The organism is Kushneria sp. Sum13, assembly GCF_052692355.1.
Genome location: NZ_CP199847.1, coordinates 3005270 through 3030574, shown reverse-complemented (window position 1 = coordinate 3030574; position 25305 = coordinate 3005270). Strand labels below are relative to the sequence as shown.

The following is a 25305-nucleotide window of genomic DNA, read 5'->3' as shown; positions in this document are numbered from 1 at the left end:
TCCAATCATCCGGCGCGAGCGCGCGCCATAACATAAGTTGATATTGATACAACCCTTCATTAGTCAAATCCTTTTACTGACCAATGTGGTGAGACAGGCGTGCATCAACTGCATCATCGTCTATATTTTTATCCAGTATCCACATGGCCGTTCACGGAGAGAACCTGATGACCAATCGCACGGAAGACCCCAGCCATAACGACCAGGCCAGCAATCTCGAGAAGGATCCCAACGACTGGGCCACGGGTGATGAAAGCATGACCGGTGCTCAGGCGTCCTATCTGCGCACGCTGTGTGAAGAAGCCGGTGTCGATTTTGATGACTCGCTCACCAAGGCGGATGCGTCCAAAATGATTGACGAGCTCCAGCACAAGACCGGTCGGGGCGAGAATCACTGATCCGGTTGCTAAAAAATTGGTAGCGGTTGAAACGTCAAAGCGCCTGCGGGCGCTTTTTTCATGCCCGTTTGAGCGTCCGGCGCCCGGCCGTGCCAAATTCGAAGGGCTGGCGTATGATCGATGAGCGGCCGGGGCAAAGGCCCGGCTGAGCCAACAATCCAGAATGCTTGAGCTTCGAGTCTGCCGTGTCCCTACTTGCCCGTCTCAATATCGACAAGTTTCTCCTCTATCTTGTCTGCACTGTCGTGCTGGCCTCGCTGTTACCCATTTCAGGCCGCTATGCCGAGTGGTTTTCCATTGCCACTACCATTGCCATTGGCATGCTGTTTTTCCTGCATGGCGCCAGGCTCTCGCCCAAAACCGTTGTGAAGGGCATGACCCACTGGCGCCTGCATCTGGTGATCTTTCTCACCACCTTTGGGCTCTTTCCGGTACTGGGGCTGATCATCGGGCTGCTGTCACCGGCATTGCTGTCACCAGCGCTTTATACCGGCATCCTGTTTTTGTGCGTGCTGCCTTCAACCGTGCAGTCCTCGATCGCGTTTACCTCGATCGGCGGGGGCAACGTGGCCGCAGCGATCTGCTCAGCCACAGCGTCCAATATTTTAGGCATGTTCATCACGCCGGTCCTGCTGGGGTTGGTGCTCAGCGTCAATGCTGACGCCGGTGCCGGCCCGTCGCTGGGGGCCATCGGCAACATTCTTATGCAGCTGCTGGCGCCCTTTCTGCTGGGACAGCTCCTGCAGCCCTGGATCGGGCAGTGGGTTCGCGAGCACAAGGCGCCCCTGATGATCGTCGATCGCGGTTCCATTCTGATGGTGGTTTATCTGGCCTTCAGCGAGGCCATCGTCGGCGGGCTCTGGCAGCACGTTGATGGGGTCAGCATCGCCACCATGATCGTGGTGGACTGCGTATTGCTGGCGCTGGTGTTGATGGTCACCCGCACCGTCAGCCGTCTGATGGGCTTTTCCCGTGAGGACGAAGTCGCCATTGTCTTTTGCGGCTCCAAAAAGACGCTGGCCTCGGGCGTCCCGATGGCCAATGTACTGTTCCCGGCCGCTCAGGTCGGCAGTGCACTGCTACCCTTGATGCTGTTTCACCAGATTCAGCTGTTTGTGTGTGCCATGCTGGCGCGCCGCTATGCCACCCGTCGCGCGGCGGCCACCGCGGAGGCACAGACCGCGTCATCGAACGCCTGATCGGGCGTTGGTAGTTGATGATATGTAATGACTGACCATCGAGCAGGGAGAGAGCACGTGAATAAAAGCGTTTTCATTACCGGTGCGACATCAGGATTTGGCCGCGCAGCGGCGCGCCGTTTTGCCGAGGCCGGCTACTCACTGGTGCTGACCGGCCGCCGCCGTGAGCGCCTGGAGGCACTTGAACAGGAGCTTTCAGGGAAGGTGGCCGTGCATGTCATCGAACTGGACGTGCGCGATGAAGCTGCGGTGAAAAAGGCCGTTGATGAACTGCCGCAGAAGTTTGCCTCGGTCCATGTCCTGCTTAACAACGCCGGTCTGGCGCTGGCGCCGGAGCCGGCTCAGGACGTGGCGCTGGAAGACTGGCACACCATGATCGATACCAACGTGAAGGGGCTGGTCAACGTCACTCACGCGCTGCTGCCGACCCTGATCGAGCTCGGTGCTGGTACCAGTATCATCAATATCGGCTCCACGGCCGGGAAGTGGCCCTACAAGGGCAGCCATGTGTATGGCGCCACCAAGGCGTTTGTCGAGCAGTTCAGCTACAACCTGCGCTGTGACCTTCACGGCACCGGCGTGCGCGTGACCGACATTGCTCCCGGCATGGCCGAAACCGAGTTCACCCTGGTGCGCACCAAAGGCGACCAGGCGGCTTCCGACCAGCTTTATGGCAACACCACGCCGATGTCGGCTGAAGACATCGCCGAGCAGATGTTTTATGTCGCCACACTGCCGGCGCATCTCAACATCAACTTCCTTGAAATCCAACCGGTGCGTCAGGTCTGGGCCGGCATGGCCGTTGATCGCGACGAGTAATTTGACCGTGTCATGATCCTGTTTTATGAGGATCGAAAAACGCCGGCCCATGGGCCGGCGTTGTCATTTGAAAAGGGTCGTTTCAAAAAGACCCTGATTGGGGCTGCAAGGGGTCAGGCGCGTCCGGTACTGGCCTCATACTGATCATCGATGATCTGTCCGTCCGACAGGGTCGGCAGCTCGGCGTCATGATCGGGCTGCTCGTCATCGCTCATGCGCGTCACGCGAAAGCCGATCAGGGCATAGAGCACAGCAATGCCTAAATTGATCAGATTGAAAAAGGCGAAGGGCGCATAGCTCAGGGTGGCCACGCCCAGCGTCGCGGCCATGTAGGCCCCACAGCTGTTCCACGGGATCAGCGGCGAGGTGATCGTGCCGGAATCCTCCAGCGCGCGCGACAGGTTTACCGGCTTGAGCCGGCGACGCTGAAATTCAGCCTTGTAGATGCGCCCGGGCAGCACCACGGAAAGATACTGATCACCGGTCACGATGTTGGTGGCCAGTCCCGTCGCCAGCGTCGAGATGATCAGGGAGGAAGTGCTGCGCGCCACGCGCAAAAGCCCGCTGACGGCGCGCTCCAGAAGCCCCAGACGCTCGATGACGCCGCCAAAGGTCATGGCCGAGAGGATCAGCCAGACCGTGGTCAGCATGCTGTCCATGCCGCCGTTGGTGAGTAGCGCATCGATCGCCTCATTGCCGGTATGGGCGCTGTAGCCGTCATACAGGGCAATCCAGCTGCCCTTCAAAAGCGCCATGGCATGGCTCAGCGAGGGCGTATCGGCCAGCCCGATCACCGCGTCGCGCTGAAAGATCAGCGCAAAAACCACGCCCAGCAGGGCACCGATGAAGATGGTCGGAAAGGCCGGCATCTGCTTCCACGCCATGATCAAAAGCGCCAGCAGCGGCAGCAAAAGCCAGGCGCTAATGGTGAAATGATCGCTCAGGGTCTGCTGGATGTCGGTAATACGCTCGGGGGTGGCCACCTGGTCGGGGCCGCCCAGACCCAGCACCAGAAAGGCGATCAGCGCCAGAATGAGACTCGGCGTGGTGGTCCAGAGCATGTGACGAATATGGGCGAACAGCTCGGCCTCGGCCGACGCGGGGGCCAGATTGGTGGTATCGGACAGCGGCGACATCTTGTCGCCGAAATAGCCGCCGGAAATGATGGCACCGGCCGTAATCGCACTTGAAAGCCCCAGCCCGTTGGCGATGCCGATCAGCCCGATGCCGATGGTGCCGGCTACCGTCCAGGAGCTGCCGACCGACACCGAGACCAGCGCGCATAGCAGGCAGGCGGTGGCGTAGAAATAGTGGGGCGAGAGGATTTCGAGCCCGTAATAGATCATCGTGGGCACCACGCCGCCCATCGTCCAGGTGCCGATCATGGCGCCCACCGAGAGCAGGATCAAAATTGCACCTAATGAGAGGTGAATTCCGCGGTTGATGCCTTCTTCGATGGCCTGCCACTGGTGGCCGTTTTTCAGGCCCACCACGGCCGCCAGCATGGCGCCCATGATCAATGCGATCTGGGTCGGGCCGCTGGACGAGTCGGCGCCGAACAGCGTCACGCTCAGCGCCAGCATGACGATCACGGCCACAATGGGGAAAAGCGCATCCAGCATGCCGGGTGCACGGGGCGAGGATGTACCGGCCTCATGACGGGAAAGGAAAGCCATTGTTTCTCTCGTTGCTGCAACCAGAAAGGACAGCACCCCATCGATGGCTCGACGGGGTGCTGTTGTCGTAATGGGCGCGGATTATTCCAGAATCGCGAGCGTCTGTCCGCGATCATGCACAATCGGCAGGTGGCGTTTTCTCTTTTTTACAGGGTTCAAGCGCTGCACCGGACCCAAAACGCTTCAAATCTTGCGCCTTGAGCCCGATACGACCGGACACCCCAGAAGACTACGCTGCCCCTCTGATGGCTGCGGTGCAATGCGCCGGGGTGATCAATCGATCATCGGCAGCAGGGCATTGAGACTGTCACGGGCATCGCCATAGAACATGCGGCTGTTTTCCTTGAAAAACAGCGGGTTTTCGATCCCCGAGTAGCCGGTGCCCTGGCCGCGCTTGCTGATAAAGACCTGCTTGGCTTCCCAGACCTTCAACACCGGCATGCCGGCGATCGGGCTGTTGGGATCTTCCTGAGCCGACGGGTTCACGATGTCGTTGGAGCCGATGACGATGACCACATCGGTCGAGGCGAAGTCGTCGTTGATCTCATCCATTTCCAGTACGATATCGTAGGGCACGCGGGCTTCTGCCAGCAGCACGTTCATGTGCCCCGGCAGGCGTCCGGCCACCGGATGGATGCCAAAGCGCACCTCTTTACCCGCCGCACGCAGCTTGCGCACCAGATCGCTTACTGCGGTCTGTGCCTGGGCCACCGCCATGCCGTAGCCCGGCACGATGATGATGCTGTCGGCATCATTGAGCGCACTGGCCACGCCATTGGCGTCAATGGCCACCTGCTCGCCCTCGATCTCCGCTGCCGGCCCCTGGCTGCCGCCAAAGCCGCCCAGGATGACGTTGACGAAGTTGCGGTTCATCGCCTTGCACATGATGTAGGAGAGAATCGCCCCCGAGGAGCCCACCAGTGCGCCGGTCACGATCAGCAGGTCGTTGGAGAGCGTAAAACCGATGGCCGCCGCCGCCCAGCCGGAGTAGCTGTTGAGCATCGAGACCACCACCGGCATGTCGGCACCGCCAATACCCATAATCAGGTGATAGCCGATAAAAAAGGCCAGAAGTGCCAGTACCAGCAGCGTCCAGAAGCCGGCGCCGTTGAGATAAAGCACCGCAAGCAGTACGGAAAGTGCCGCGGCGCCGGCATTGAGCAGATGCCCGCCGGGCAGCTGACGCGGCTTGCCGTCGACCTTGCCGGCCAGCTTGCCAAAGGCCACGACCGAGCCGGTAAAGGTGACCGCCCCGATAAAGATCCCCAGCACCACTTCAACCTGCAAAAAGGCCAGTTCCTCCGGTGCCTTGGTCGCCACCAGCGCTGCAAAGGCGGAGAAGTCATGCATGACGCCATCAACGGCGCGGGCGGCGAGCACCCGACGGCGCTCAAGGTCAGCGCTCAGGGCCACAAAGACCGCGGCCAGACCGACAAAGCTGTGCAGTGCGGCGACCAGCTGGGGCATTTCGGTCATTTCGACCTTGCCTGCCATCCAGGTACCAATGCCGGCGCCAATGATGATCATGGGGATCATCCACCAGTAGCCGCCGATGCCGGGGCCGAAGGCGGTGAAAAACACCGCCACGGCCATGCCGGTAATGCCGTACCAGACGGCGCGCTTGGCTTTTTCCTGGTTGCTCAGACCACCCAGCGACAGAATAAACAGAACACTTGCCGCGATCGCCGCGGCAGATACGAACCCTTGACTCAACATAGCGTTTCTCGGCCGCTCAGGATTTTTGGAACATGGCGAGCATCCGGCGTGTCACCAGGAAGCCACCCACGATATTGATGGTCGCAATCAGCACCGAAATCGATGCCAGAATGCCCACAATCACACTGCCCGAGCCGATCTGTAGCACCGCCCCCAGAATGATGATCCCCGAGATGGCATTGGTGACGGCCATCAGCGGCGTATGCAGCGAGTGGCTGACCTTCCAGATCACCTGAAAGCCGATAAAGCACGACAGCACAAAGACGATGAAGTGCTGCATGAACGAGGCAGGTGCCACCTCACCCAGCAACAGCATCAACGCACCGCCAATGGCGAGCATGCCGACCTGACGTTTGGTCTGCGACTTGAACTGGGCGGACTCAAGAGCACGCTTTTCCTCGGCAGTAGGTTCTTTCTCCTTCGCCTTGGGTTTGGCGGCCCCGATGGCCTTTGTTTTGGGCGGCGGTGGCGGGAAGGTGACTTCGCCCTGATGGGTGACCGTGGCGCCACGGATCACGTCGTCTTCCATGTTGTGCTGAATGACGCCGTCCTTGTCGGGCGTCAGGTCGGTGAGCATGTGGCGAATATTGGTGGCGTACAGAAGCGATGATTGGGTCGCCATGCGCGAGGGGTAGTCGGTATAGCCGACCACCACGACGCCGTTGTCCGAAACCACACGCTCATCGGCACGGGTCAGATCGCAGTTGCCGCCCTTTTCGGCGGCAAGGTCAATGACCACCGAGCCGGGCTTCATGGCCGCGACCATGTCTTCCAGCCAGAGCTTGGGTGCCGGTCGGCCGGGGATCAGCGCGGTGGTGATGACGATGTCCACATCACTTGCCTGGGCACGAAAACACTCAAGCTGCTTTTCACGAAACTCGGGGCTTGAAGGCGAGGCGTAACCGCCGCTTTCCGAACCGTCCTGGGCGTTGTCGAAATCCAGAAACAGGAATTCGGCGCCCATCGATTCGATCTGCTCGGAGACTTCCGGGCGTACGTCAAAGGCGCGCACCACGGCGCCGAGGCTCGTGGCGGTGCCGATGGCGGCAAGTCCGGCCACACCGGCACCGATCACCAGTACCTTGGCCGGTGGTACCTTGCCTGCAGCAGTCACCTGACCGGTGAAGAAACGGCCGAAATTGTTGCCGGCCTCGATCACCGCGCGATAGCCGGCAATGTTGGCCATGGATGACAGCGCATCCATTTTCTGTGCCCGGGAAATGCGCGGCACCATGTCCATGGCGATGACGGTGGCGCCTTTGGCGCGGCACTTCTCCAGCATGGCCTCGTTCTGGGCCGGCCAGAAAAACGCGATCAGCGTCTGGCCCTTGCGCAGACGCTCGGCCTCCTGCTCGGAAGGCTCGCGAACCTTGATCACGATGTCGGCGTCATCGAACAGCGCCTGAGCGCTCTCGACGATGGTGACGCCCGCGTCGCGATAGGCCTGGTCGTCAAAGCCTGCGGCCACACCGGCACCGGTTTCAACCAGGCACGCATGGCCCAGCTTCTGGATCTGTGTCGCGCTCTCCGGGGTCAGCGCGACGCGCGCTTCTCCTCGAGCACTCTCTTTTGGTGCGCCTATCTTCACTCGTGTTCCCCTTTGGTGTGAAAAGCGGGCCATTTGCCTTGACGATTGGCTCTTGTTGAACGCGCAGCCCCTTGCACAGGCGTGCGCCATGACAGCTGCACGCCTGCTCAAACCAGCTAGGCTCGCACGGCGTTTGGCAAAAAGCCGTTCGACCTTTGATTAATAGACCAAGGGTGTGTCGTGGATCGAACGATCAATGTCGTTCTCCCCTGAGTAAACCGTGCAAAGAGGCCCTGAGCCACTGCTCAAGGGCGAGTGATTTTCTCTGCAGCGCGTGAAAAAGGGTCTTTCAGGGGTGCGCGCCCGGTTCCAGAAGACGTGGGAGGGAAATGAATCCTGTCTTTACGAGAAACGGTCTTCAAGAGAAGCGAAGGGAGGTCTTTCAAAAGGAGCAGGGGCAGCATGGGAAAACATCTCGCCCGGGCCATAGGCCCGGGCGAGACGAGATGATGCAAGGTGAGGCAGGGTACCTGGCTACTCCAGGTAGGTGTAGCCTTCAAGACCGGCTTCAAGCTCTTCGAGAAACATCTCGCGTTCCCGGCCGGAGACGTCGCTGCGCAACAGCTGGCGCTGGAAGCGGCCCTTGAGACGATCCGGATCAAAGTTCACGTAGCGCAGCACGTTGGCCACGCTATCGCCCACGATCGGGTCGCCCAGCTTCCAGTCGCCGTGCTCATCAAGGCTGACATCGATGGAGTCGGTATCACCGAACAGGTTGTGCAGATCGCCCAGAATCTCCTGATAGGCGCCGACCAGAAACAGCCCCAGCAGCTTGTCGTCACCGGCTTTCCACTCCGGCAGCGGCAGCGTGCTCTCCACGCCCTGACCATCGACGTAGCGCTCGATGCGTCCATCACTGTCGCAGGTGATGTCCTGAATCACGCCGCGGCGCGTTGACGGCTTGTCGAGGTTGGACAGCGGCAGCACCGGGAAGATCTGATCGATCCCCCAGACGTCCGGCAGGGACTGAAACAGCGAAAAGTTGACGAACAGCTTGTCGGCGAGCTTCTCGTCCAGCTCATCGAGGATCTCGCGATGGGCACGGTTGCGTCGATCAAGCTTGGCGCGCAGACGCTTGCAGGCCGCGGTATAAAGCGCCTCGCCCTCGGCGCGTACGCCCAGCGTGGCACTGCCCAGCACGAAGCGGTCCTGAATGTCGATCATGGCCTGATAGAGGTCGTGATAATACTCCACCAGCAGGCGCGGCTCGGCAGGTTCGGCCAGCCAGTCATAGGTCTGCCACAGCACGTCGAGATGCGTGTCCCCCTCGTGCTGTCCACGCTCGGGCACGGCCACCTCGTGGCGCTCCTCGTCGATCACGTTGGTGATCAGTACCGCATGGTGGGCCGTCAGCGCCCGACCGGATTCGGAAATGATGTCCGGATGCGGAATGTCCATGCTCTGACACAGCTGGGCGAAGGCGCCGACCACGTTGTTGGCGTACTCGGCCATCGAGTAGTTGGTCGAGCAGTAGCTGCGTGAGCGGGTGCCTTCATAGTCCACGCCCAGACCGCCGCCGACGTCGACCACGGCGACCGGTGCGCCGACATCACGCAGGCTCTTGTAGAACTGGGTGCATTCGCGCAGGCCGCGTTGAATATCGCGAATGTTGGCGATCTGCGAACCCAGGTGAAAGTGCACCAGCTGCAGCGATTCAAGGCGATCATGGGCGCGCAGGTGATCCACCACGTGCTGGATCTGGCGCGCGGTCAGGCCGAACTTGGACTTGTCACCGCCGGTGCTTTCCCAGTTGCCCTTGCCGACCGACGACAGGCGCGCGCGCACGCCGATTCGGGGCATGACGCCCAGGTTGTCGGCCTCTTCGAGGATCAGCTCGAGCTCGGCCTGCTTTTCGACCACCAGAAAGACGCGGTGACCCAGCTTTTCGCCCATCAGCGCCAGACGCACGTACTCGCGGTCCTTGTAGCCGTTGCAGACGATGGTCGAGGTGGTTTCAGAGGAAAGCGCCAGTACGGCCAGCAGTTCCGGCTTGCTGCCGGCTTCCAGCCCGACACGGCCACGACCGCGCTCGGGGGTGGCCAGAAGCTCCTCCACCACGCGACGCTGCTGATTGACCTTGATGGGATAAACGGCGGTGTAGCGGCCCTGGTACTCCAGCTCGTCAATGGCGCGGTCAAAGGCCTGACACAGCTGTTCGACGCGGTCATGCAGGATATCGGTAAAACGCACCAGCATGGGCAGGCGCAATCCGGCGTCCTGCAGCTTTTCGACCAGCCCCTTCAGCGGCAGGGCCGGCCCGTCCTGACTGTCGGCATCGCCGAAGGGGCGCACCACGGCCAGCCCCTGGTCGTTGACGTCAAAATAGCCGCTGCCCCACTGATCGATATTGTAGGTGCGGCGGGCCTCCGACTGGGCATGGGCCTTATCGGGTACGGATGAAGCATTGGACATGGGCGGGCTCCGGTCAGAATTGGCCGCAAACGACATTCTGAAGGTAGTGACATAAGAGAAAGGCAGCAAACGGCTGCCTTTGAATCATTTTAGCGCTTTTGTGCCATGGGGGGCAGTCAGGCTCCGGCATCTCGTCAGGCGGTTTTGGCCACGGGGACAACCTGGTGGGCAGGCAACCATTGTTGGTGATCCAGACACCACTGCGCCAGATGCTGCACGCCGGTGGCCAGCGGCATGGTCGGGCGGTAGTTGATCACGGCTTCCAGTCGCGAGGTGTCCGCCCAGGTGCGGGTCACATCGCCATCCTGCATGGGCAGCCACTCGCGCGGTGCCTGCTGCCCCAGTGCCTCTTCAAGCCAGGTAATAAAGTCCATCAGCGCTGTGGGTTCACCGCGTCCGATATTGAAGATCTGATGGCGGCCGGTCTCGCCGCTGGCACAGTGGGTATTGAGCAATCGCACCACGGCCTCGATGACATCGCCGACCCAGGTGAAATCCCGCGCCATCTGCCCGTGGTTGAAAATCTGCAGCGGCTGATGGTTCATGATGCTGCCGGCAAACAGCATGGGCGCCATGTCGGGCCGCCCCCAGGGGCCATACACCGTAAAAAAGCGCATGCCGGTCAGGGACATCCCATAGAGGCTGGCGTAGCTGTCAGCCATGAGCTCGTTGGCCCGCTTGGTGGCGGCATACAGTGACGCAGGGTGGTTCACCGGGTCCTCTTCGCTGAACACCTCACGCTGCGAGTGCCCATACACCGAACTGGAGGAGGCGTAATAAAGATGGCGAACGCTGTGCTGACGGCATGCTTCCAGCACGTTGAGAAACCCGGTCAGGTTGCTTTGACCATAGACGTGGGGATGCGTGACGCTGTAGCGCACGCCGGCCTGGGCGGCCAGATGAATGACATGGGTGAACCGTTCGCGCCTGAAAAGGGCTTCCAGCGCTTCGCGGTCACTGACATCCAGCAAACGACAGTGACTCACGCCCAGCGCGTCCAGACGCGCCCGCTTGTAGCTCACGCTGTAATAGTCCGAGAAACTGTCGATGCCGACCGTTGCCACGCCGTCTTCCGTAAGTCGTTTCGTTAGCCAGGCGCCAATGAAACCGGCGGCACCGGTGACCAGTACTTTCATGTTCATAAGGGATCCGGGCAAAGAAAAAAGGGCGTTGCGATCAGCAGGGCCGACACCGGCATGACCAGCAGCGTACGGGCACGCCACGGGAATCGATGGGCAAGGGCTGGCAAGTAAAGTGCAGGGAGCTGGCGGCTGTCGCCGATCACCCAGCCCGCAGGATGCTGCTGACGCCAGCGGCACAGATCAGCCGGATGAGCGTCGAGGGTCTGCAGCGCAGTGGTCAGGCGGCCGGCAAACTGAAAGCTGGCCTGATAGTCCCTGCCATACCAGACCACGGGCCGCCCCTGTTGTTCGATACGCGACAGCAGTCGTGCCGGTTGCCGGGTATCCATGCGTGGCCACAGGGGTGCCAGCATGATCGTCAGCATGGTGGCCATGGCTGTCGTGGTGATCAGGGCCAGCATGGTCGCTGCCGCCGTCGTTTTCAGCTGTACCACGGCGGCCAGGGCCGCAAGCCCCCATAAAAGCCAGACACCCTTGAGAGAAAACATCGCGGCCAGTGGGGCATTGCCAACCAGCTTCACGATTAAAGCGAGGACGCCGGTGGCGAACAGGGCGATCGCCGGCACTCTCAACGTGCGGCGCTGCTCCGGGGCAGAGCGTGTCAGAACCTCGGCAATGACCAGCGCCAGCGGCGGCAAAATCGGCATCAGGTAGTGCACCTGTTTGCCGCTGACCAGGGAAAACAGCACCAGTGGTGCCAGTATCCAGCACCAGATCAGCCGGTGCGCGTGGCGGGGTGATGTAGCCTCTGATGGAGGGCAGCGTTGAAGCAACAGCGCCGGCAGCCATAGTGACCAGGGCAGCAGCAGTACCGGCAGTACCGGCAGGTACCACCAGAAGGGACGGGCGTGATCGGCTACCTGCTCCAGCCGATCAACGCTCTGATGCCAGAGCAGGTTACCGGCATAGGCCTCACCGCCGACCCAGGCCGAGCTCAGCGCCCAGGCCAGCAGCACTATTATCGCCGCGCCGGTGGCCAGCCAGAAGATGACCGTGCCGCGTGCACGTCCCGGGCGCTCATGCCATAACGGCAGGCTGATGAGTATCGGCAGCCAGCTCAGCAGTATCGCCGGCCCCTTGGCCAGCAGCGCCAGTGCCAGCCATGGCGTCACACCCATCGCCCGCCTTCTTGGGGCGCCATGGCCGGTCAGAGCGGCCACGGCGCCCAGCAGGCAGGTGGTCAGAAGAATATCGAACATCAGGGTGGCGCTATAGAGCCACCACATCAGCATCGACATCAGGACCAGCAGCGCCATTCGTACCGTACGAGCCTCGTAACCAAGATTCAGAGCGATTCGTCGCAGCTGAAAGGTCAGTGCGCTGACCAGCCATGCCAGCGCAACAGCCCCCCACTGCAGGCCTGCATGATCGGTCAGGCGCTCCAGTCGCTGACGGAGCACGCTCATGGCGTGAAGCCATCCCTGTGATGCAGCGTACTGCCTCTATGCCATGGTGGTGGGGGCCTGATACAGCGGTGCGGCGTGTTCATCACCGTGACACTGCGCCACGCTGTCGGCCCGCAATAGCCACCATCCCTTGTCGCTGCGTGCATCCAGTGAGGTCAGGGTATTGCGATCAACGCAGGGCTGACCCTTGAGCTCATCGTCCTGCACCAGTGCCCAGCGAATGTCGGGCGCTTCCTTGAGCCAGGCCGTCATGCGTGCGAACTGGTCATTGATCGGCGTGCCATCCCCGAACTGGACGATCGGCTGCTGCGCCTGCAGTACGTTTTCCTCATCGAAATCGGTCAGCGCCAGCGGCTGATGCCCGGTTTCTAGCGCCACCTCGGCCATCAGGGCGCTGCGCGAACGATGGGCATCCATGACCCCATAGCCCCAGCTGGCCCAGAGGATCCAGAACATGGCAAGCCACAGGCCCAGGCTCACCAGGCCGCGCCGCGGTGGAACGCGCCAGGCGATCAGGGCCGTCAGCACCCCAATGCTCAGCCACCAACCCCACGGGTTGATGGTGAAATCCTCGCCAAGGGTGGCGCTGTCGAGCAGTCCCACGGCCAGCAGCAGACCGACGATGCCGATGACCCCGCCCAGCAGGGTGGCCAGCCCCCAGGCCAGTCGATTCAGCCAGAGGCGGCGAATCAGGTTCGGGAGCGCCGGCGCCAGCGCCAGCACGAACATCGCCGTACCCGGTGTCATGTAGACCCCCCGTTTGCCCGGGCTCAGCGAGAAAAACAGCACCATCAGCACCAGCCAGGAGAGCGGCAGCCAGAGCCTTGCATCGCCCAGACGCAGGCGCCGCCACCAGTGAGGCACGACCCAGGGCAGGGCCAGCATGCCGGGCAGCCAGGCCCAGGGCAGTACCTCGAGCAGGTAATAATAAAAGGGCTTTAGATGGTGCCAGGCATCGGCGTAGCGCTCACCGGTCTGACGAAAGAGAATATTATCGCGATAGGCCGCCAGCGCCGGATCACCGCTGAAACTGGTGTAGAGCACCATGGGGGTAACCCAGCAGGCAATGGCCGCCACCAAAAGACCCAGCCCGATCAGCAGCTGACGCAGGGTCAGCGGCACGACCCGGTGGTCGCTGTCTGCATGATGACGCTGATACCACACCATTCCGAACCAGGCCGGCAGCAGCAGCAGTGGCAAAAAGCCAACGCCCTTGGTGATCACGCCAAACCCCATGGACACGCAGCCCAGGTACCACCAGCGCGGCGCTGGGCCCAGCAGGGCATGGCGCAGTGCACCGTAAAGCCCCAGCGTAATGAAGCCTGTCACCAGCATGTCGATCTGGGCCGTGCGGGCCTGCAGGGTGAACTGCGCGGTCAGCATGAGCGTCAGACCGGCCAGCCAGGCGATGCGAGGGCCATAGAGACGGCGGGTCAGATCAGTGGTCAGGCCAAGGGTCGTCAGCGCGCCCAGCAGGGACGGCAGCATGAAGGCCACCTTGACGCTGCCGGTGACCAGAATGCCCAGCGCGATCAACCACATGAAGATGGGCGGCTTGTCCGGGTAAAGCTCACCGGCACGGTGAGGAATCAGCCACTGATGGGTCGTGATCATTTCATGGGCAATCAGGGCAAAGCGCGGCTCATCGGCCGGCCAGGGCCAGCGCCAGCCGATCCCCAGCCCCAGAAAGATAAGTGCGATCATCAGCAGTGACAGCACCGGTGCTCCGACCAGCCGCCGCTGCAGGGCTGGTGCAAGGCGTGTGTTCATCATGAGTTTTCAGCCCTCTCCACCGCGGTGTCAGAAGCGCCTGCCTCAACGGCCTGACGCTTCTCCCGTCGAATCAGCACCAGATTGCGGACGTAGATGAAAAGGCCTGACCCCTGGCCGATGATAAAGACCGGGTCACGACGATAGAGGGCATACAGCAGCAGGATCAGGCCGCCACCGATGCTGAGATACCAGAACAGATGAGGCACGATGCTGCGTTTGGCCCGCTCGCTGGCCAGCCACTGCACGATAAAGCGCGCCGAAAAAAGGGCCTGACCCAGCAGGCCGACCACGATCCAGAGGGCTGCAGAATCCATGGGGCTCAGGGCTCCTGATGAGAGTGGGTATCCCTGTCGGTATCTGCGCCGGAAAGGGGCTTGAGGGGCGCCGGCAGTCTGGAACGATGCGCCAGCCACATGACGCCGCCCAGGTCCAGCAGTCCGGCCATCAGCCGGTCGATCGTGCCGTAGTTGGAGCTACCGGCCTGGCGGGCGCGATGGTTGACCGGCCAGGACAGCGTCGTGCCGCCCTGGGCGCGAATCAGTGCCGGCAAAAAGCGATGCATATGATTGAAGTAGGGCAGGCGCAGAAAGGCCTCACGCTCAAAGACCTTGATGCCACAGCCGGTATCGGGGGTGTCATCCTTTAAAAGACGCGAGCGCACGGCATTGGCAATCCGTGAGGAGACGCGCTTGATCTCGCTGTCGTTGCGCTTGTGACGATAGCCGGCCAGCAGCGTGATATCCCTTTTTTGAACGCGCTCGAACATGGCGGGGAGATCGGCCGGGTCATTCTGGCCATCGCCGTCCAGCGTGGCCAGCCACGTCCCGCGGGCCTGCCAGCCGGCCTGCCAGATGGACGTGCTTTGCCCGGCGCTGTGCTGGTGGTGGTAGACACGAAGGCGGGGTTCGCGCGCCGCGTAATCGGTCAGCACCTGCAGGCTGTTGTCGCTGGAGCCATCACTGACGACCAGCATTTCAAACTGGATGTCGGCGCCGTCAAGCGCACGGCATACCTCATCGAGCAGGTGAGGCAGGTTATCGGCTTCATTGCGGGCCGGAATCAGGACAGACAGGGGAAGATCGGTCATTTGAATGCTGTTCCAGACTAGGTCAAGGAAAGTCAAGAAATTATACGACAGTAATTTTCAAGTTAAATTAAGCAAGTGTTAGCCCTGCCGCCGATTGAAATGTTCGGGCATAAAGGCACAGACAGCATTGGAGAGAAATGGATCCCGGCGCTGACAAAAGGCTGAAAGGCACTGAGCGTCGTTATAGTGGACGTCGTTACAATCAAGGAAGACAGTGGCAGGCGGGCTTGAAAGGGCAATGCGCAAAAGGTCGACAGGTCAGTCGAAGTGGCGCAATAAAAAAAGGCGCTGCCATGAGGGCAGCGCCGTAGGGATCAGGGCAAAGGGACGGGAGGGTGATCAATCCGTGCCTTTAGAATCCGGCGATACTGGGCCGGGTCCTTGGGCGTCAGCGCATGCGCCGGTGGGTCGACATAGACCACCAACAGGCGGGAAAGCCAGTAGCGCAGTGCCGTCAGCTCCAGCATGGTGGGCCAGACCCGGCGCTCTTCATCGGTGAAGGCACGTTCCCGGGCGTAGGCGTCAATGATGGCCTTGTAGCGTGCAGGGATAAGCGCACCGCTGTCGTCACTGCACCAGTCATTGATGACGATGGCCAGATCAAAGAGCAAATCACCGGTACAGCCGTTATAGAAGTCGATCACGCCGCACAGACGGTCGCCTTCATAGAGCGTGTTGTCGCGAAAGAGATCGCCGTGCAGGGCGCCCTGAGGCAGTACGATCTGTCGCAGGCGACTGTCCAGCGCATCGATGCGATCACGGATCAGGGTCTGGTCATCCGGGCTCAGATAGCCCATGACCCGGGAGTGCACGGCATGCACCCAGCGCAGGTCGCGCGGGTTGGGACGGCTGCCCTGAAACCCCTGCGAAATGCGGTGCATCTGGCCCAGCACCTGGCCGATGGCGGCACACTGGACTGGTCCGGGCTGCTCGGGGTGGCGTCCGGGCAGCCGCGGAAACAGCAGGGCGGGACGGTCGGCCAGGCGCTGAAGGGCCACGCCGTTGCGATCAAACAACGGCCCCGGCACCGGCAGCTGATGCTGATCCAGCCAGGCCAGCAGATCGACGAAAAAGGGCAGCTCCTCCTGCTCGCCCTGCTCGAACAGGGTCAGCACCAGCACTTCCCGGTCGGTGGTGACAAAAAAGGTGCTGTTTTCCGTGCCGCCTGCCACGCCCTCGAGCGCGAGCAGGGTGCCGACGTCGTAACCTTCCAGAAATTGAGCGACCTGTTCATCGCTTAAGGGGGTAAAAACCGCCATGTGGCTCCTGACGCGCTGCGGAGGCGCTCATCGTGCTGGGTAACAAACACCGTAACCGGTTCCGGTTAGCGGCAATGACATGTTCAGGCGCTTGATGTCGGGTCATGAAGCACCCCGGGCGTGGGCGGACATCGAGCAGCGCGGAGTCTATCACCGAAACGCCATATTCTGCCCGCGACGTGTCACGCTGCCGGTCATCGGGTTATTGAGACGACTTTTGGGTCCATGCCGGCGGTGTGATCTCGGCATCTGCCGGCTGGCGTCGGAAATTGCCGTCACCATCGGTGTCCAGCAGGACCGTGCGCTTCTGGGCTTCAATGATCTCGATGGCATAGAGCCTGCCTTCGAGACGATATTCATGCACGAGGCGGTCGCCCTGCTGCTGGGTGGTGACCTGTCCTCGAGGCTCGGCCAGTGCTGCAGGGCTGATGGACACAAGCGCCAGCAGCGCTGCCGCCGTCAGAACCGGCAGACTTCGTGAAATGGTCATGATGATCTCCAGAGCTACAGCTTGAATGTTGCACAGTGTAAAGGCCGTGGCGGTAAATAGCAGCCGTCGTGGGTCGTGGGTCGCAGGATCGGGGTGGAATGCTTTCGCCACTGACGTCGACGCAAGGCTTGCGTATCATGACGCCATATTCGAGTCGTTAGCTGGAGCTTCCATGGCCGCTGCCCCGATCGTCCTTGTGGACGGTTCTGCCTACCTGTACCGCGCCTTTCATGCCCTGCCACCCCTGTCGACCTCGACCGGTGAGCCGACCGGCGCCGTGCGCGGCGTCGTCTCCATGCTCAAGGGTCTGATTCGCCAGTATCCCGAAAGCCCCATGGCGGTGGTGTTTGATGCCAAGGGCAAGACCTTTCGCGATGAGCTTTATGAACAGTACAAGGCCCATCGTCCGCCCATGCCCGATGAACTGCGCGCTCAGGTGGCGCCGCTGCACGAGTGCGTGCGCGCCCTTGGCCTGCCGCTGTTATGCATCGAGGGCGTCGAGGCCGATGACGTGATCGGCACGCTGGCGCGCATGGCCACCGAGGCGGGGCGCGATGCGGTTATCTCTACCGGCGACAAGGACATGGCGCAGCTGGTCAACGAGCACATCACCATGGTCAATACCATGAAAAACGAGACGCTCGATGTGGCCGGCGTCGAGGAGAAATTCGGCATTCCGCCGCATTTGATCATCGACTATCTGGCCCTGATGGGCGACAGCGTTGACAACATTCCCGGCGTGCCGGGGGTGGGCCAGAAGACCGCGCTGGCGCTTCTGACTGGTATGGGCGGTGGGCTTGAGACCATCTATGGCGATCTTGAACGGATCAAGACACTGTCCTTTCGCGGCGCCAAAACAATGGCCAAAAAGCTTGAGGACAACCGCGAGCAGGCCTTTCTCTCCTACACGCTTGCCACCATTCGTACCGACTGCGAGCTGCCGGTCGGTCTGGATGGGCTGGACATTGCCCACCCGGATCGCGAGGCGCTGCTGTCACTCTATCAGCGCCTCGAGTTCAAGAACTGGCTTAACGAGCTGCTTGATGGTGGCAGCGTCGGTGAAGTTTCCCCCGATATCCCGACCGGCGAGGGCGATCTGGATGGCGGTGAGAGCGGCGACGAGGCGTCCGCCATGGCCGGTGAACAGCGCGACTATCGCGCCGTGTTCGAGCAGGCCGATTTTGATCACTGGATCGAGCGTTTAGAGCAAAGCCACACCTTCTGCTTCGATCTGGAAACCACCAGTCTCAACTATATGGAGGCCGAGATCGTCGGCATCGGTCTTGGCATCACACCGGGCGAGGCGGTCTATGTCCCGGTGGCGCATGACTATCTGGATGCCCCGGACCAGCTTGACCGAAGCGCCGTGCTGGCCGCGCTCAAGCCGCTGCTGGAAAACCCCGCGATTGCCAAGATCGGTCAGAACCTCAAATACGACATCGAGGTACTGGCACGCTATGACATCGGCGTCTCTGGTGCGCTGCTCGACACCATGCTCGAATCCTACGTGCTCAACTCCACCGCCACGCGCCATGACATGGATTCGCTGGCACAGGCCTATCTCGGGCACCGGACCATCTCGTTTGAAGAGATTGCCGGCAAGGGGGCCAAACAGCTGACCTTCAACCAGGTGGCGCTTGAACAGGCCGTCGAATATGCCTGCGAAGACATCGACGTCACCCTGCGCCTACACGCCCATCTGCGTCCGCGTCTTGAGCAGGAGGGAAGGCTTGCCGAGGTCATCGATACCCTTGAGCTGCCGCTGATTTCGGTGCTCACGCGCATGGAACGCACCGGCGTTGCGATCGACACGAAGCTGTTGGGCGAGCAGAGCCGGTCGCTGGGCGAGCGCATCACCGAGCTTGAGCGCGATGCGTTCGAGCTGGCCGGTCGCGAGTTCAATCTTGGCTCGCCCAAGCAGCTCGGCGAGATTCTGTTCGAGGAGCAGAAGATCCCGGTCATCAAGAAAACACCCAAGGGCGCGCCATCCACCGCGGAGGCCGTGCTCGAGGAGCTGGCGCTGGATTACCCGCTGCCCAGGGTGATCATGGAGCATCGCGGGCTGTCCAAGCTCAAGTCGACCTACACCGACAAGCTGCCCCAGCTGATCAACGCCTCGACCGGGCGCATTCATACCAGCTATCACCAGGCGGTGACCGCCACCGGACGCCTCTCCTCCAGCGACCCCAACCTGCAAAACATCCCGATTCGAAGCGACATCGGCCGGCGCATCCGCACCGCCTTTGTCGCCACGCCCGGCTATCAGCTGGTGGCGGCGGACTATTCGCAGATCGAGCTGCGCATCATGGCGCATCTTTCCGGTGACGAAAGCCTGCTGACGGCCTTTGCCGAAGATCGCGATATCCACACCGCCACGGCGGCCGAAGTCTTTGGCACCACGATCGACAAGGTCACCACTGATCAGCGCCGCAGCGCCAAGGCGATCAACTTCGGTCTGATCTACGGCATGAGTGCCTGGGGTCTGGCGCGTCAGCTCAAGGTCGAGCAGCGTGATGCCAAAACCTGGATCGAGCGCTACTTCGACCGCTATCCGGGCGTGGCGCGCTACATGGAGCGCATTCGCGCCGAGGCAGCAGAAAACGGTTTTGTGGAAACCGTCTTCGGCCGGCGTCTCTATGTGCCCGAGATCAACTCGCGCAATCATGCCCGCCGCCAGGGGGCCGAACGCACCGCCATCAATGCGCCGATGCAGGGCACCGCAGCGGACATCATCAAGCGTGCCATGATCGACGTGGATGCCTGGCTGCATGATGGCGAGTTCGACGCCAAAATGGTCATGCAGGTGCACGATGAGCTGATCTTCGAGGTGCGTCGCGAACAGGTCGAGGCGTTCAAGATTGATGTGGTCAATCGCATGCAGGGCGCCGGTCAGCTCGATGTGGCCCTGATTGTCGAGGCCGGTCACGGCGACAACTGGGAAGAGGCGCACTAATGGAGAACCGCATGGGTATCGCCAGAGGGTGGTCAATGGCTGTGGTATTGCTGGCGACAGGTCTTGCCGGCTGTGCTGGCAGCTCAATGCCGGAGAATGCCGCGTCCCGGAACGACGGGGCGCTGGATCAGGCCTCTTTGAGCTTTGACGGCCATCGCGTCAGCGGCACCGGTGGCTGCAACCGAATCTTTGGCCCGGCACGTGCCGAGCAGGGACGGCTGGTCGTTGGATCACTGGCCTCGACCCGCATGGCCTGTCCGGAACGCGAGACAGGCGATCAGGCGTTGATCGAATTTCTCGAAAGTCGCCCACGCCTGATTCAGGGGGATAACGATGAATGGCGCCTTGAAGGCGAGTCGCAACAGATGGCCATCGAGCGAGTGCCGATGCAGTAGGGCAGACACCCGGGGCGTCTAGCCCATGGGTGCCTCACTATCGTTGGGGTCAACCTCGAGCATGTGGCTCAGATCCAGCTGGATATAGGTTTCATCGAACTGCGCTTCGCGATAAAGGCGCGCGTAATCGAGGATTTCCAGCATGCGTCGCTGCTTTCTCACCATACCTTCCCGAGCCAGTTCGCCAAGCATGCGGCTGACATGCACGCTGGTCAGCCCCAGAAGACTCGCCATCAGCTTCTGGTTCATGGGAAATTCAAAGCGCTGGTCCATGTCGGGATGGGTGTGCTTCAGGCGCAGATACATCTCGATGATGAAATGGGCAATCTTCATGCGGGCGCTGCAGTGCATGAGGTTGGTGACGCGCTCGGTCATCAGCGCCTGATCGCGCGAAGCGGTGGCGAAAAAGGCGGCCGACAGTGCCCGTGATTGCTGACAGGCTTCCAGAATATAGCGGTAGGGGAAGGCGCAGACGGTGCCGTCGGTCATCATGCGTACATCGGTCAGATGGCGGCCAAAGGTGAAATCGCGTAGCCCGATGATGTCGCCGGGCGTAAAGATCTCGACCACCTTCATCTCTCCCATCAGAGAGATCTTGTAGGCATAGGCCCATCCGCTTTGCAGCGTGTAGAGCGTCTGCGTGGGCTCGCGAAAATGCCACAGGCTCTCGTGGCGTTTAACCGGTCTGGCATCCTTTTCAAAATGCGCCAGTATTGCCTTTTCGTGCTCGCTGAGTGAAATCAGATTGCTGAAGTTTTCAACGATACAGCCATGACTCATCGTCATCTCCTGCTGTGTCGGTCCCTTGTGCCAGTAGCGCTCCGGTTCATAGGCGAATCGCCAGGCAGGGCTATCCCGGCAATTGTCATGAGCCTCTTTCGCCATTAGCGTGTATTTATTAGCTTTTTTTATGATGAAGCGCACAATGAGCATGGCTCATGTGGTCTGTGTTCACCACCTCTGACACGGCAATGACGGCGAAATGATCATCCGTGCGTAGTTTGCGCCTTGCAGGACAGGGACAATCGCTGCGTGCTCTGCCAGACTGGCCTGTCACCGCGTTGACGTGGCACATTCTTCAAGCGACAGCATGCTGTCCATCCCTTTTGGGACATCAGGACGTGTTGCCGGCCACAGCGCCGGCAACACGTCGTAGTTCAATGACTGCTGGAGTAGTGAAAGGCAATGACCAGACAACAGATTGGTGTCATGGGAATGGCAGTAATGGGGCGCAATCTGGCGCTCAACATCGAAAGCCGCGGCTATACGGTGTCGATCTATAACCGTTCCTCTGAGAAAACCGACGAAGTACTGGCTGAAAACCCCAACAGCAAGCTGGTCCCGTTCTATGAGATTGAAACGTTCGTGGCGTCTCTGGAAAAGCCGCGTCGTATTCTGTTGATGGTTGCCGCCGGTGAAGCGACGGACAAGACCATTGAGTCCCTGAAGCCGTATCTGGACAAGGGCGATATCCTGATCGATGGGGGCAATACCTACTATCCGGATACCATTCGCCGCAACCGCGAGCTCTCCGAGGCCGGTCTGAACTTCATCGGTACCGGCGTTTCCGGTGGCGAAGAAGGTGCCCTCAAGGGGCCTTCGATCATGCCCAGCGGTCAGCGCGAAGCCTATGACATGGTGGCACCGATCCTTGAAAAGATCGCGGCACGCGCCGAAGACGGCGAACCGTGCGTCAATTATGTCGGTCCCGACGGTGCCGGTCACTACGTCAAGATGGTGCACAACGGCATCGAATACGGTGACATGCAGCTCATCAGCGAAGCCTACGCCATCCTCAAGGAAGGTCTGGGGCTGTCCAATGACGAGCTGGCCGATGTCTTCACCGAGTGGAATGAAGGCGAGCTCGACAGCTACCTGATCGATATCACCGCGCGCATTTTCAGAAAGCGCGATGAAAACGGCGAATACGTGGTCGACACGATTCTCGACTCTGCAGGCCAGAAGGGCACCGGCAAGTGGACCAGCAAGAGTGCGCTGGATCTGGGCGTGCCGCTTCCCCTGATCACCGAGTCCGTGTTTGCCCGCTTTATCTCTTCTCTCAAGGAAGAGCGCGTGGCAGCGTCGAAAGTGCTCAAGGGCCCGGCCCAAAAGCCGTTTGAAGGCGATCGCGCCGAGTTCATCGAGAAGGTGCGTCAGGCGCTTTATTTCAGCAAAATCGCCTCCTACGCCCAGGGCTTTGCCCAGATGCGTTCGGCCAGCGACAACTACAACTGGAATCTCGACTACGGTCAGGTGGCCAAGCTCTTCCGCGCCGGCTGCATCATCCGTGCCCGCTTTTTGCAGAAGATTACCGATGCCTACCAGGAGACACCGGCACTGTCGAACCTGCTGATGGCACCGTACTTCTCCGACATTGCCGATCGTTACCAGCAGTCGCTGCGTGACGTGATCAGCCATGCGGTGCAAAACGGCATTCCGGTCCCGACCTTCTCGTCTGCCGTGGCCTACTACGACAGCTACCGCGCCGAGAAACTGCCGGCCAACCTGGTTCAGGCCCAGCGTGACTTCTTCGGTGCCCACACCTACAAGCGTCTTGATCGCGACGGTGTCTTCCACACCGAATGGCTCGAAAAGTAAGCCTCGCTGCCTTTTGATGCACCAAAACCCCGCGCCCGCCGCGGGGTTTTTTTATGTTCCCTGCACCTCAACAGGTCAGGCCCGGCGAATATGAAACTGCCATACTGGGTGGTTGTGTTATCCACACACCGTGAGCAATGTCATGACCCGATTTTTTGTCCTCGTGCTGACGGCCGTGCTGGCCGCCGGTGCGCTTTCAGCCGCCGCGACGGCAACGCCGTTTGAGTCACGTTTTCTGCGCGTTTCGGCCGCTGATGCCCTGCCCGAGACAGTGGCTCGTTCGTTGAATCATGAGTCAGAAGCGCTCAATACCCTGTTCCTTTCCTGGTCCGATGATCAGGCGCTGGTGTTCAACGGCGCACTGGCGCTGGCACGTCATGGGGATATCGCACGTCGCATGCTGACCGAATACGGCTTTGAGCCCGGCTTTCAACAGGCATTGTCCCGTTTTGGCCCGGACGCCGTTCTACCCGTGGCCTGGTTTCATGACAACGAGGTGCCCAGCCTGAGCGTGCGCCACTGGGCCACGCAGCGCTACCGTAAGGCTAGTGGCGCGATTGCCGGCTGGTGGAATGATAATCCGGTGGGTCAGGACGATGCCTCCGGGATAGACGATCAGCCCGGCCTGACGGCGCATCAGCGCGGGCTCTACGCCGTCGCCTTTGTGCAGCAGGAGGGCTACGGCTTTCTCGACCAGTTCGTGGTGGATGAGCAGACGCAAGTGCACTGGCTGCAGGGCGAGCGGCTGGTGTCAAACGTGAGCGATTTCTTCACCGGCGGCCTGCGCGATCTGGAGCGCACCGTGCAGGGGCCGGCCACCGTTGGGCCGGCCGATATCGCCTGGGCCGGGGTCGATGTTCTGTTCATGGCCAGTGCGGTAAAGGCGCTGCGTGTGGGACGCGCGGCACGTGCCGCTACGCTGGAAGGCCGCGCCGCGGCAGGCGCCAGCGGCGAGCTTCGAAGCTCACGCGCACTGGTGCCGGCCGGACTTCGTTTTACCCGCCTGTCACGGCCGGCAAAACTGGCCGCCGTGGGCGCCACGGCCTGGGTGGTGGTACGCCATCCGGACCTGATCAACGGGCTTGGCGCCAACCTGGCCCACTGGCTGGGCTGGCCGGTGAAGCTGGGTCAGTTTGTTTTATGGTTTGTGATTGCACTGCCGCTTTTGTGGCTTGGCCGGCAGCTCTGGCGCTGGCTGATTCGCCCGCTGCTCTGGATGGCGATGACTTCCGGACGCGTTATCGAACGAAAAATAACTAAGGTCTAATACGCTTTTCACTCCAAACGGCCGTATATGCTCTCATGATGGCGCTTTCTCGTCTCACGGGAGGGCGCTCCAATAGCCCGTTGTGGAGAATGCCCATGTTTCCTGTCTCTCTCGCTCGTGCGCTGGGTCTGGTCGGCGCCACCTGCATGCTCTCTCTTGCGACGCCGGCCATGGCCGGTGACAACGCGCCCATCGTGATCAAGTTTTCTCACGTGGTGGCAGACAGCACGCCCAAGGGGCAGGGCGCGCTGATGTTTCAGAAGCTGGTCAAGGAACGTCTGGGTGACAAGGTAAAGGTCGAGGTTTATCCGAACTCGTCGCTTTATGGTGATGGCAAGGAGATGGAAGCCCTGCTGCTGGGGGACGTGCAGATGCTGGCGCCGTCGCTGGCCAAGTTTGACAAGTATAACGAGGCCATTCAGATCTTTGACCTGCCGTTTCTCTTTGATGATCTGGCCGCCGTCGACCGCTTCCAGGCCAGCGATGAAGGCAAAAAGCTGCTCAACTCGATGGAAGACAAGGGCATTCTTGGACTGGGCTACTGGCACAACGGCATGAAACAGCTCTCTGCCAACAAGGCACTGCATGAACCGAAGGACGCACGTGGCCTCAAGTTCCGCGTTCAGGCGTCCAACGTGCTTGACGAGCAGTTCAAGGAACTCAGGGCCGTGCCGCGCAAGATGAGCTTTGCCGAGGTGTATCAGGGCCTGCAGACCGGTGTGGTCAACGGCGCCGAGAACCCCTGGTCCAACATCTACAGCCAGAAGTTCTATGAGGTGCAGGACTACATCACCGAGTCCAACCACGGCGTGCTGGATTACATGCTGATCACCAACGCCAAATTCTGGAACGGCCTGCCGGAAGATGTTCGAGGCGAGCTGAGCGAGATTCTTGATGAGGTTACCGCTTCCGTCAACGACCAGGCGCGTGCCATCAACGACCATGACCGTCAGGCCATCATTGATGCCGGCACCAGCGAGATCATCGAACTTACCCCCGAGCAGCGTGAAGACTGGCGCGAGGCGCTGCGTCCGGTGTGGAAGAAATTTGAAGGCCAGATTGGTGCCGACCTGATCAAGGCCGCCGAAACCGCCAACAGTGCGGGCTGATACGTTAGCGCCTCGGGA

Annotated in this window: 20 protein-coding genes; 8 read left to right on the top strand and 12 right to left on the bottom strand. The window is 61.0% G+C overall.

What is annotated here, in order from left to right:
• Positions 1–167 precede the first annotated feature (167 nt).
• The 3 genes from ACUN8C_RS14005 (at position 168) to ACUN8C_RS13995 (ending at position 2416) form a co-directional block, all read left to right on the top strand.
• Positions 168–398, top strand: coding sequence for a DUF3072 domain-containing protein (locus ACUN8C_RS14005; RefSeq protein WP_108841754.1), 231 nt, complete (start codon positions 168–170; stop codon positions 396–398).
• Between the two features lie 185 nt (positions 399–583).
• Positions 584–1597 (top strand): bile acid:sodium symporter family protein, encoded by a 1014-nt coding sequence (locus ACUN8C_RS14000; RefSeq protein ID WP_445619777.1) that lies wholly within the window; start codon positions 584–586, stop codon positions 1595–1597.
• A gap of 57 nt (positions 1598–1654) precedes the next feature.
• Positions 1655–2416 carry an SDR family NAD(P)-dependent oxidoreductase gene (locus ACUN8C_RS13995; RefSeq protein WP_445619776.1) on the top strand — a complete coding sequence of 254 codons (762 nt, stop codon included), beginning with the start codon at positions 1655–1657 and terminating at the stop codon, positions 2414–2416.
• A gap of 113 nt (positions 2417–2529) precedes the next feature.
• Here the strand turns inward: ACUN8C_RS13995 and nhaC are convergent, their stop codons facing one another.
• The 11 genes from nhaC to ACUN8C_RS13940 form a co-directional block, all read right to left on the bottom strand.
• Positions 2530–4092 (bottom strand): Na+/H+ antiporter NhaC, encoded by a 1563-nt coding sequence (gene nhaC / locus ACUN8C_RS13990; protein ID WP_445619775.1) that lies wholly within the window; start codon positions 4090–4092, stop codon positions 2530–2532.
• Positions 4093–4365: 273 nt separating this feature from the next.
• Positions 4366–5808, bottom strand: coding sequence for an NAD(P)(+) transhydrogenase (Re/Si-specific) subunit beta (locus ACUN8C_RS13985; protein WP_445619774.1), 1443 nt, complete (start codon positions 5806–5808; stop codon positions 4366–4368).
• Between the two features lie 16 nt (positions 5809–5824).
• Complete coding sequence (locus ACUN8C_RS13980; RefSeq protein WP_445619773.1) at positions 5825–7396, bottom strand: Re/Si-specific NAD(P)(+) transhydrogenase subunit alpha; 1572 nt, start codon at positions 7394–7396, stop codon at positions 5825–5827.
• A 474-nt stretch (positions 7397–7870) separates the two neighbouring features.
• A complete protein-coding gene (gene speA, locus ACUN8C_RS13975; RefSeq protein ID WP_445619772.1) occupies positions 7871–9808 on the bottom strand; it encodes a biosynthetic arginine decarboxylase in 1938 nt (645 codons plus the stop codon).
• Between the two features lie 134 nt (positions 9809–9942).
• Positions 9943–10944 carry an NAD-dependent epimerase/dehydratase family protein gene (locus tag ACUN8C_RS13970; protein WP_445619771.1) on the bottom strand — a complete coding sequence of 334 codons (1002 nt, stop codon included), beginning with the start codon at positions 10942–10944 and terminating at the stop codon, positions 9943–9945.
• 2 nt (positions 10945–10946) lie between these two features.
• The gene (locus tag ACUN8C_RS13965; protein WP_445619770.1) at positions 10947–12356 is read right to left on the bottom strand and encodes an ArnT family glycosyltransferase; all 1410 of its coding nucleotides are present in this window, start codon (positions 12354–12356) and stop codon (positions 10947–10949) included.
• Positions 12357–12392: 36 nt separating this feature from the next.
• Positions 12393–14129 carry an ArnT family glycosyltransferase gene (locus ACUN8C_RS13960; protein ID WP_445619769.1) on the bottom strand — a complete coding sequence of 579 codons (1737 nt, stop codon included), beginning with the start codon at positions 14127–14129 and terminating at the stop codon, positions 12393–12395.
• A complete protein-coding gene (locus tag ACUN8C_RS13955; RefSeq protein WP_445619768.1) occupies positions 14126–14443 on the bottom strand; it encodes a lipid-A-disaccharide synthase N-terminal domain-containing protein in 318 nt (105 codons plus the stop codon). The genes ACUN8C_RS13960 and ACUN8C_RS13955 overlap by 4 nt, the downstream gene beginning before the upstream one ends.
• Positions 14444–14448: 5 nt before the next feature.
• Positions 14449–15216 (bottom strand): glycosyltransferase family 2 protein, encoded by a 768-nt coding sequence (locus tag ACUN8C_RS13950; RefSeq protein ID WP_445619767.1) that lies wholly within the window; start codon positions 15214–15216, stop codon positions 14449–14451.
• Between the two features lie 314 nt (positions 15217–15530).
• Positions 15531–16475, bottom strand: a complete 945-nt coding sequence (locus tag ACUN8C_RS13945; RefSeq protein ID WP_445619766.1) for a homoserine kinase — start codon at positions 16473–16475, stop codon at positions 15531–15533.
• 202 nt (positions 16476–16677) lie between these two features.
• Positions 16678–16965, bottom strand: a complete 288-nt coding sequence (locus ACUN8C_RS13940; protein WP_445619765.1) for a DUF2782 domain-containing protein — start codon at positions 16963–16965, stop codon at positions 16678–16680.
• A gap of 172 nt (positions 16966–17137) precedes the next feature.
• On the opposite strand from ACUN8C_RS13940, the gene polA reads away from it, so the two are divergent.
• Both polA and ACUN8C_RS13930 read left to right on the top strand, forming a co-directional pair.
• Entirely contained in the window at positions 17138–19918 is a 2781-nt protein-coding gene (gene polA, locus ACUN8C_RS13935) for a DNA polymerase I (RefSeq protein ID WP_445619764.1), read from the top strand.
• Between the two features lie 11 nt (positions 19919–19929).
• Positions 19930–20313: an META domain-containing protein gene (locus tag ACUN8C_RS13930; RefSeq protein WP_445619763.1), complete on the top strand. Its 384-nt coding sequence runs from the start codon at positions 19930–19932 to the stop codon at positions 20311–20313.
• Between the two features lie 18 nt (positions 20314–20331).
• Here the strand turns inward: ACUN8C_RS13930 and ACUN8C_RS13925 are convergent, their stop codons facing one another.
• The gene (locus tag ACUN8C_RS13925) at positions 20332–21093 is read right to left on the bottom strand and encodes a Crp/Fnr family transcriptional regulator (RefSeq protein ID WP_445619762.1); all 762 of its coding nucleotides are present in this window, start codon (positions 21091–21093) and stop codon (positions 20332–20334) included.
• 405 nt (positions 21094–21498) lie between these two features.
• Here ACUN8C_RS13925 and gndA point away from each other — a divergent pair, with 405 nt between their 5' ends.
• From gndA to ACUN8C_RS13910, 3 genes are all read left to right on the top strand, one after another.
• Entirely contained in the window at positions 21499–22911 is a 1413-nt protein-coding gene (gndA, locus tag ACUN8C_RS13920; protein WP_445619761.1) for an NADP-dependent phosphogluconate dehydrogenase, read from the top strand.
• A 142-nt stretch (positions 22912–23053) separates the two neighbouring features.
• Positions 23054–24178 carry a hypothetical protein gene (locus ACUN8C_RS13915; RefSeq protein WP_445619760.1) on the top strand — a complete coding sequence of 375 codons (1125 nt, stop codon included), beginning with the start codon at positions 23054–23056 and terminating at the stop codon, positions 24176–24178.
• 95 nt (positions 24179–24273) lie between these two features.
• Positions 24274–25287: a TRAP transporter substrate-binding protein gene (locus ACUN8C_RS13910; RefSeq protein ID WP_445619759.1), complete on the top strand. Its 1014-nt coding sequence runs from the start codon at positions 24274–24276 to the stop codon at positions 25285–25287.
• Positions 25288–25305 lie beyond the last annotated feature (18 nt).

Excerpts from the sequence above, each read along its gene's own strand:
- ACUN8C_RS14005 (WP_108841754.1), top strand. The coding sequence starts at position 168 with ATGACCAATCGCACGGAAGACCCCAGCCATAACGACCAGGCCAGCAAT.
- nhaC (WP_445619775.1), bottom strand. The coding sequence starts at position 4,092 with ATGGCTTTCCTTTCCCGTCATGAGGCCGGTACATCCTCGCCCCGTGCA.
- ACUN8C_RS13985 (WP_445619774.1), bottom strand. The coding sequence starts at position 5,808 with ATGTTGAGTCAAGGGTTCGTATCTGCCGCGGCGATCGCGGCAAGTGTT.
- speA (WP_445619772.1), bottom strand. The coding sequence starts at position 9,808 with ATGTCCAATGCTTCATCCGTACCCGATAAGGCCCATGCCCAGTCGGAG.
- ACUN8C_RS13970 (WP_445619771.1), bottom strand. The coding sequence starts at position 10,944 with ATGAAAGTACTGGTCACCGGTGCCGCCGGTTTCATTGGCGCCTGGCTA.
- ACUN8C_RS13965 (WP_445619770.1), bottom strand. The coding sequence starts at position 12,356 with ATGAGCGTGCTCCGTCAGCGACTGGAGCGCCTGACCGATCATGCAGGC.
- ACUN8C_RS13960 (WP_445619769.1), bottom strand. The coding sequence starts at position 14,129 with ATGATGAACACACGCCTTGCACCAGCCCTGCAGCGGCGGCTGGTCGGA.
- ACUN8C_RS13955 (WP_445619768.1), bottom strand. The coding sequence starts at position 14,443 with ATGGATTCTGCAGCCCTCTGGATCGTGGTCGGCCTGCTGGGTCAGGCC.
- ACUN8C_RS13950 (WP_445619767.1), bottom strand. The coding sequence starts at position 15,216 with ATGACCGATCTTCCCCTGTCTGTCCTGATTCCGGCCCGCAATGAAGCC.
- ACUN8C_RS13945 (WP_445619766.1), bottom strand. The coding sequence starts at position 16,475 with ATGGCGGTTTTTACCCCCTTAAGCGATGAACAGGTCGCTCAATTTCTG.
- ACUN8C_RS13940 (WP_445619765.1), bottom strand. The coding sequence starts at position 16,965 with ATGACCATTTCACGAAGTCTGCCGGTTCTGACGGCGGCAGCGCTGCTG.
- polA (WP_445619764.1), top strand. The coding sequence starts at position 17,138 with ATGGCCGCTGCCCCGATCGTCCTTGTGGACGGTTCTGCCTACCTGTAC.
- ACUN8C_RS13930 (WP_445619763.1), top strand. The coding sequence starts at position 19,930 with ATGGGTATCGCCAGAGGGTGGTCAATGGCTGTGGTATTGCTGGCGACA.
- ACUN8C_RS13925 (WP_445619762.1), bottom strand. The coding sequence starts at position 21,093 with ATGAGTCATGGCTGTATCGTTGAAAACTTCAGCAATCTGATTTCACTC.
- gndA (WP_445619761.1), top strand. The coding sequence starts at position 21,499 with ATGACCAGACAACAGATTGGTGTCATGGGAATGGCAGTAATGGGGCGC.
- ACUN8C_RS13915 (WP_445619760.1), top strand. The coding sequence starts at position 23,054 with ATGACCCGATTTTTTGTCCTCGTGCTGACGGCCGTGCTGGCCGCCGGT.
- ACUN8C_RS13910 (WP_445619759.1), top strand. The coding sequence starts at position 24,274 with ATGTTTCCTGTCTCTCTCGCTCGTGCGCTGGGTCTGGTCGGCGCCACC.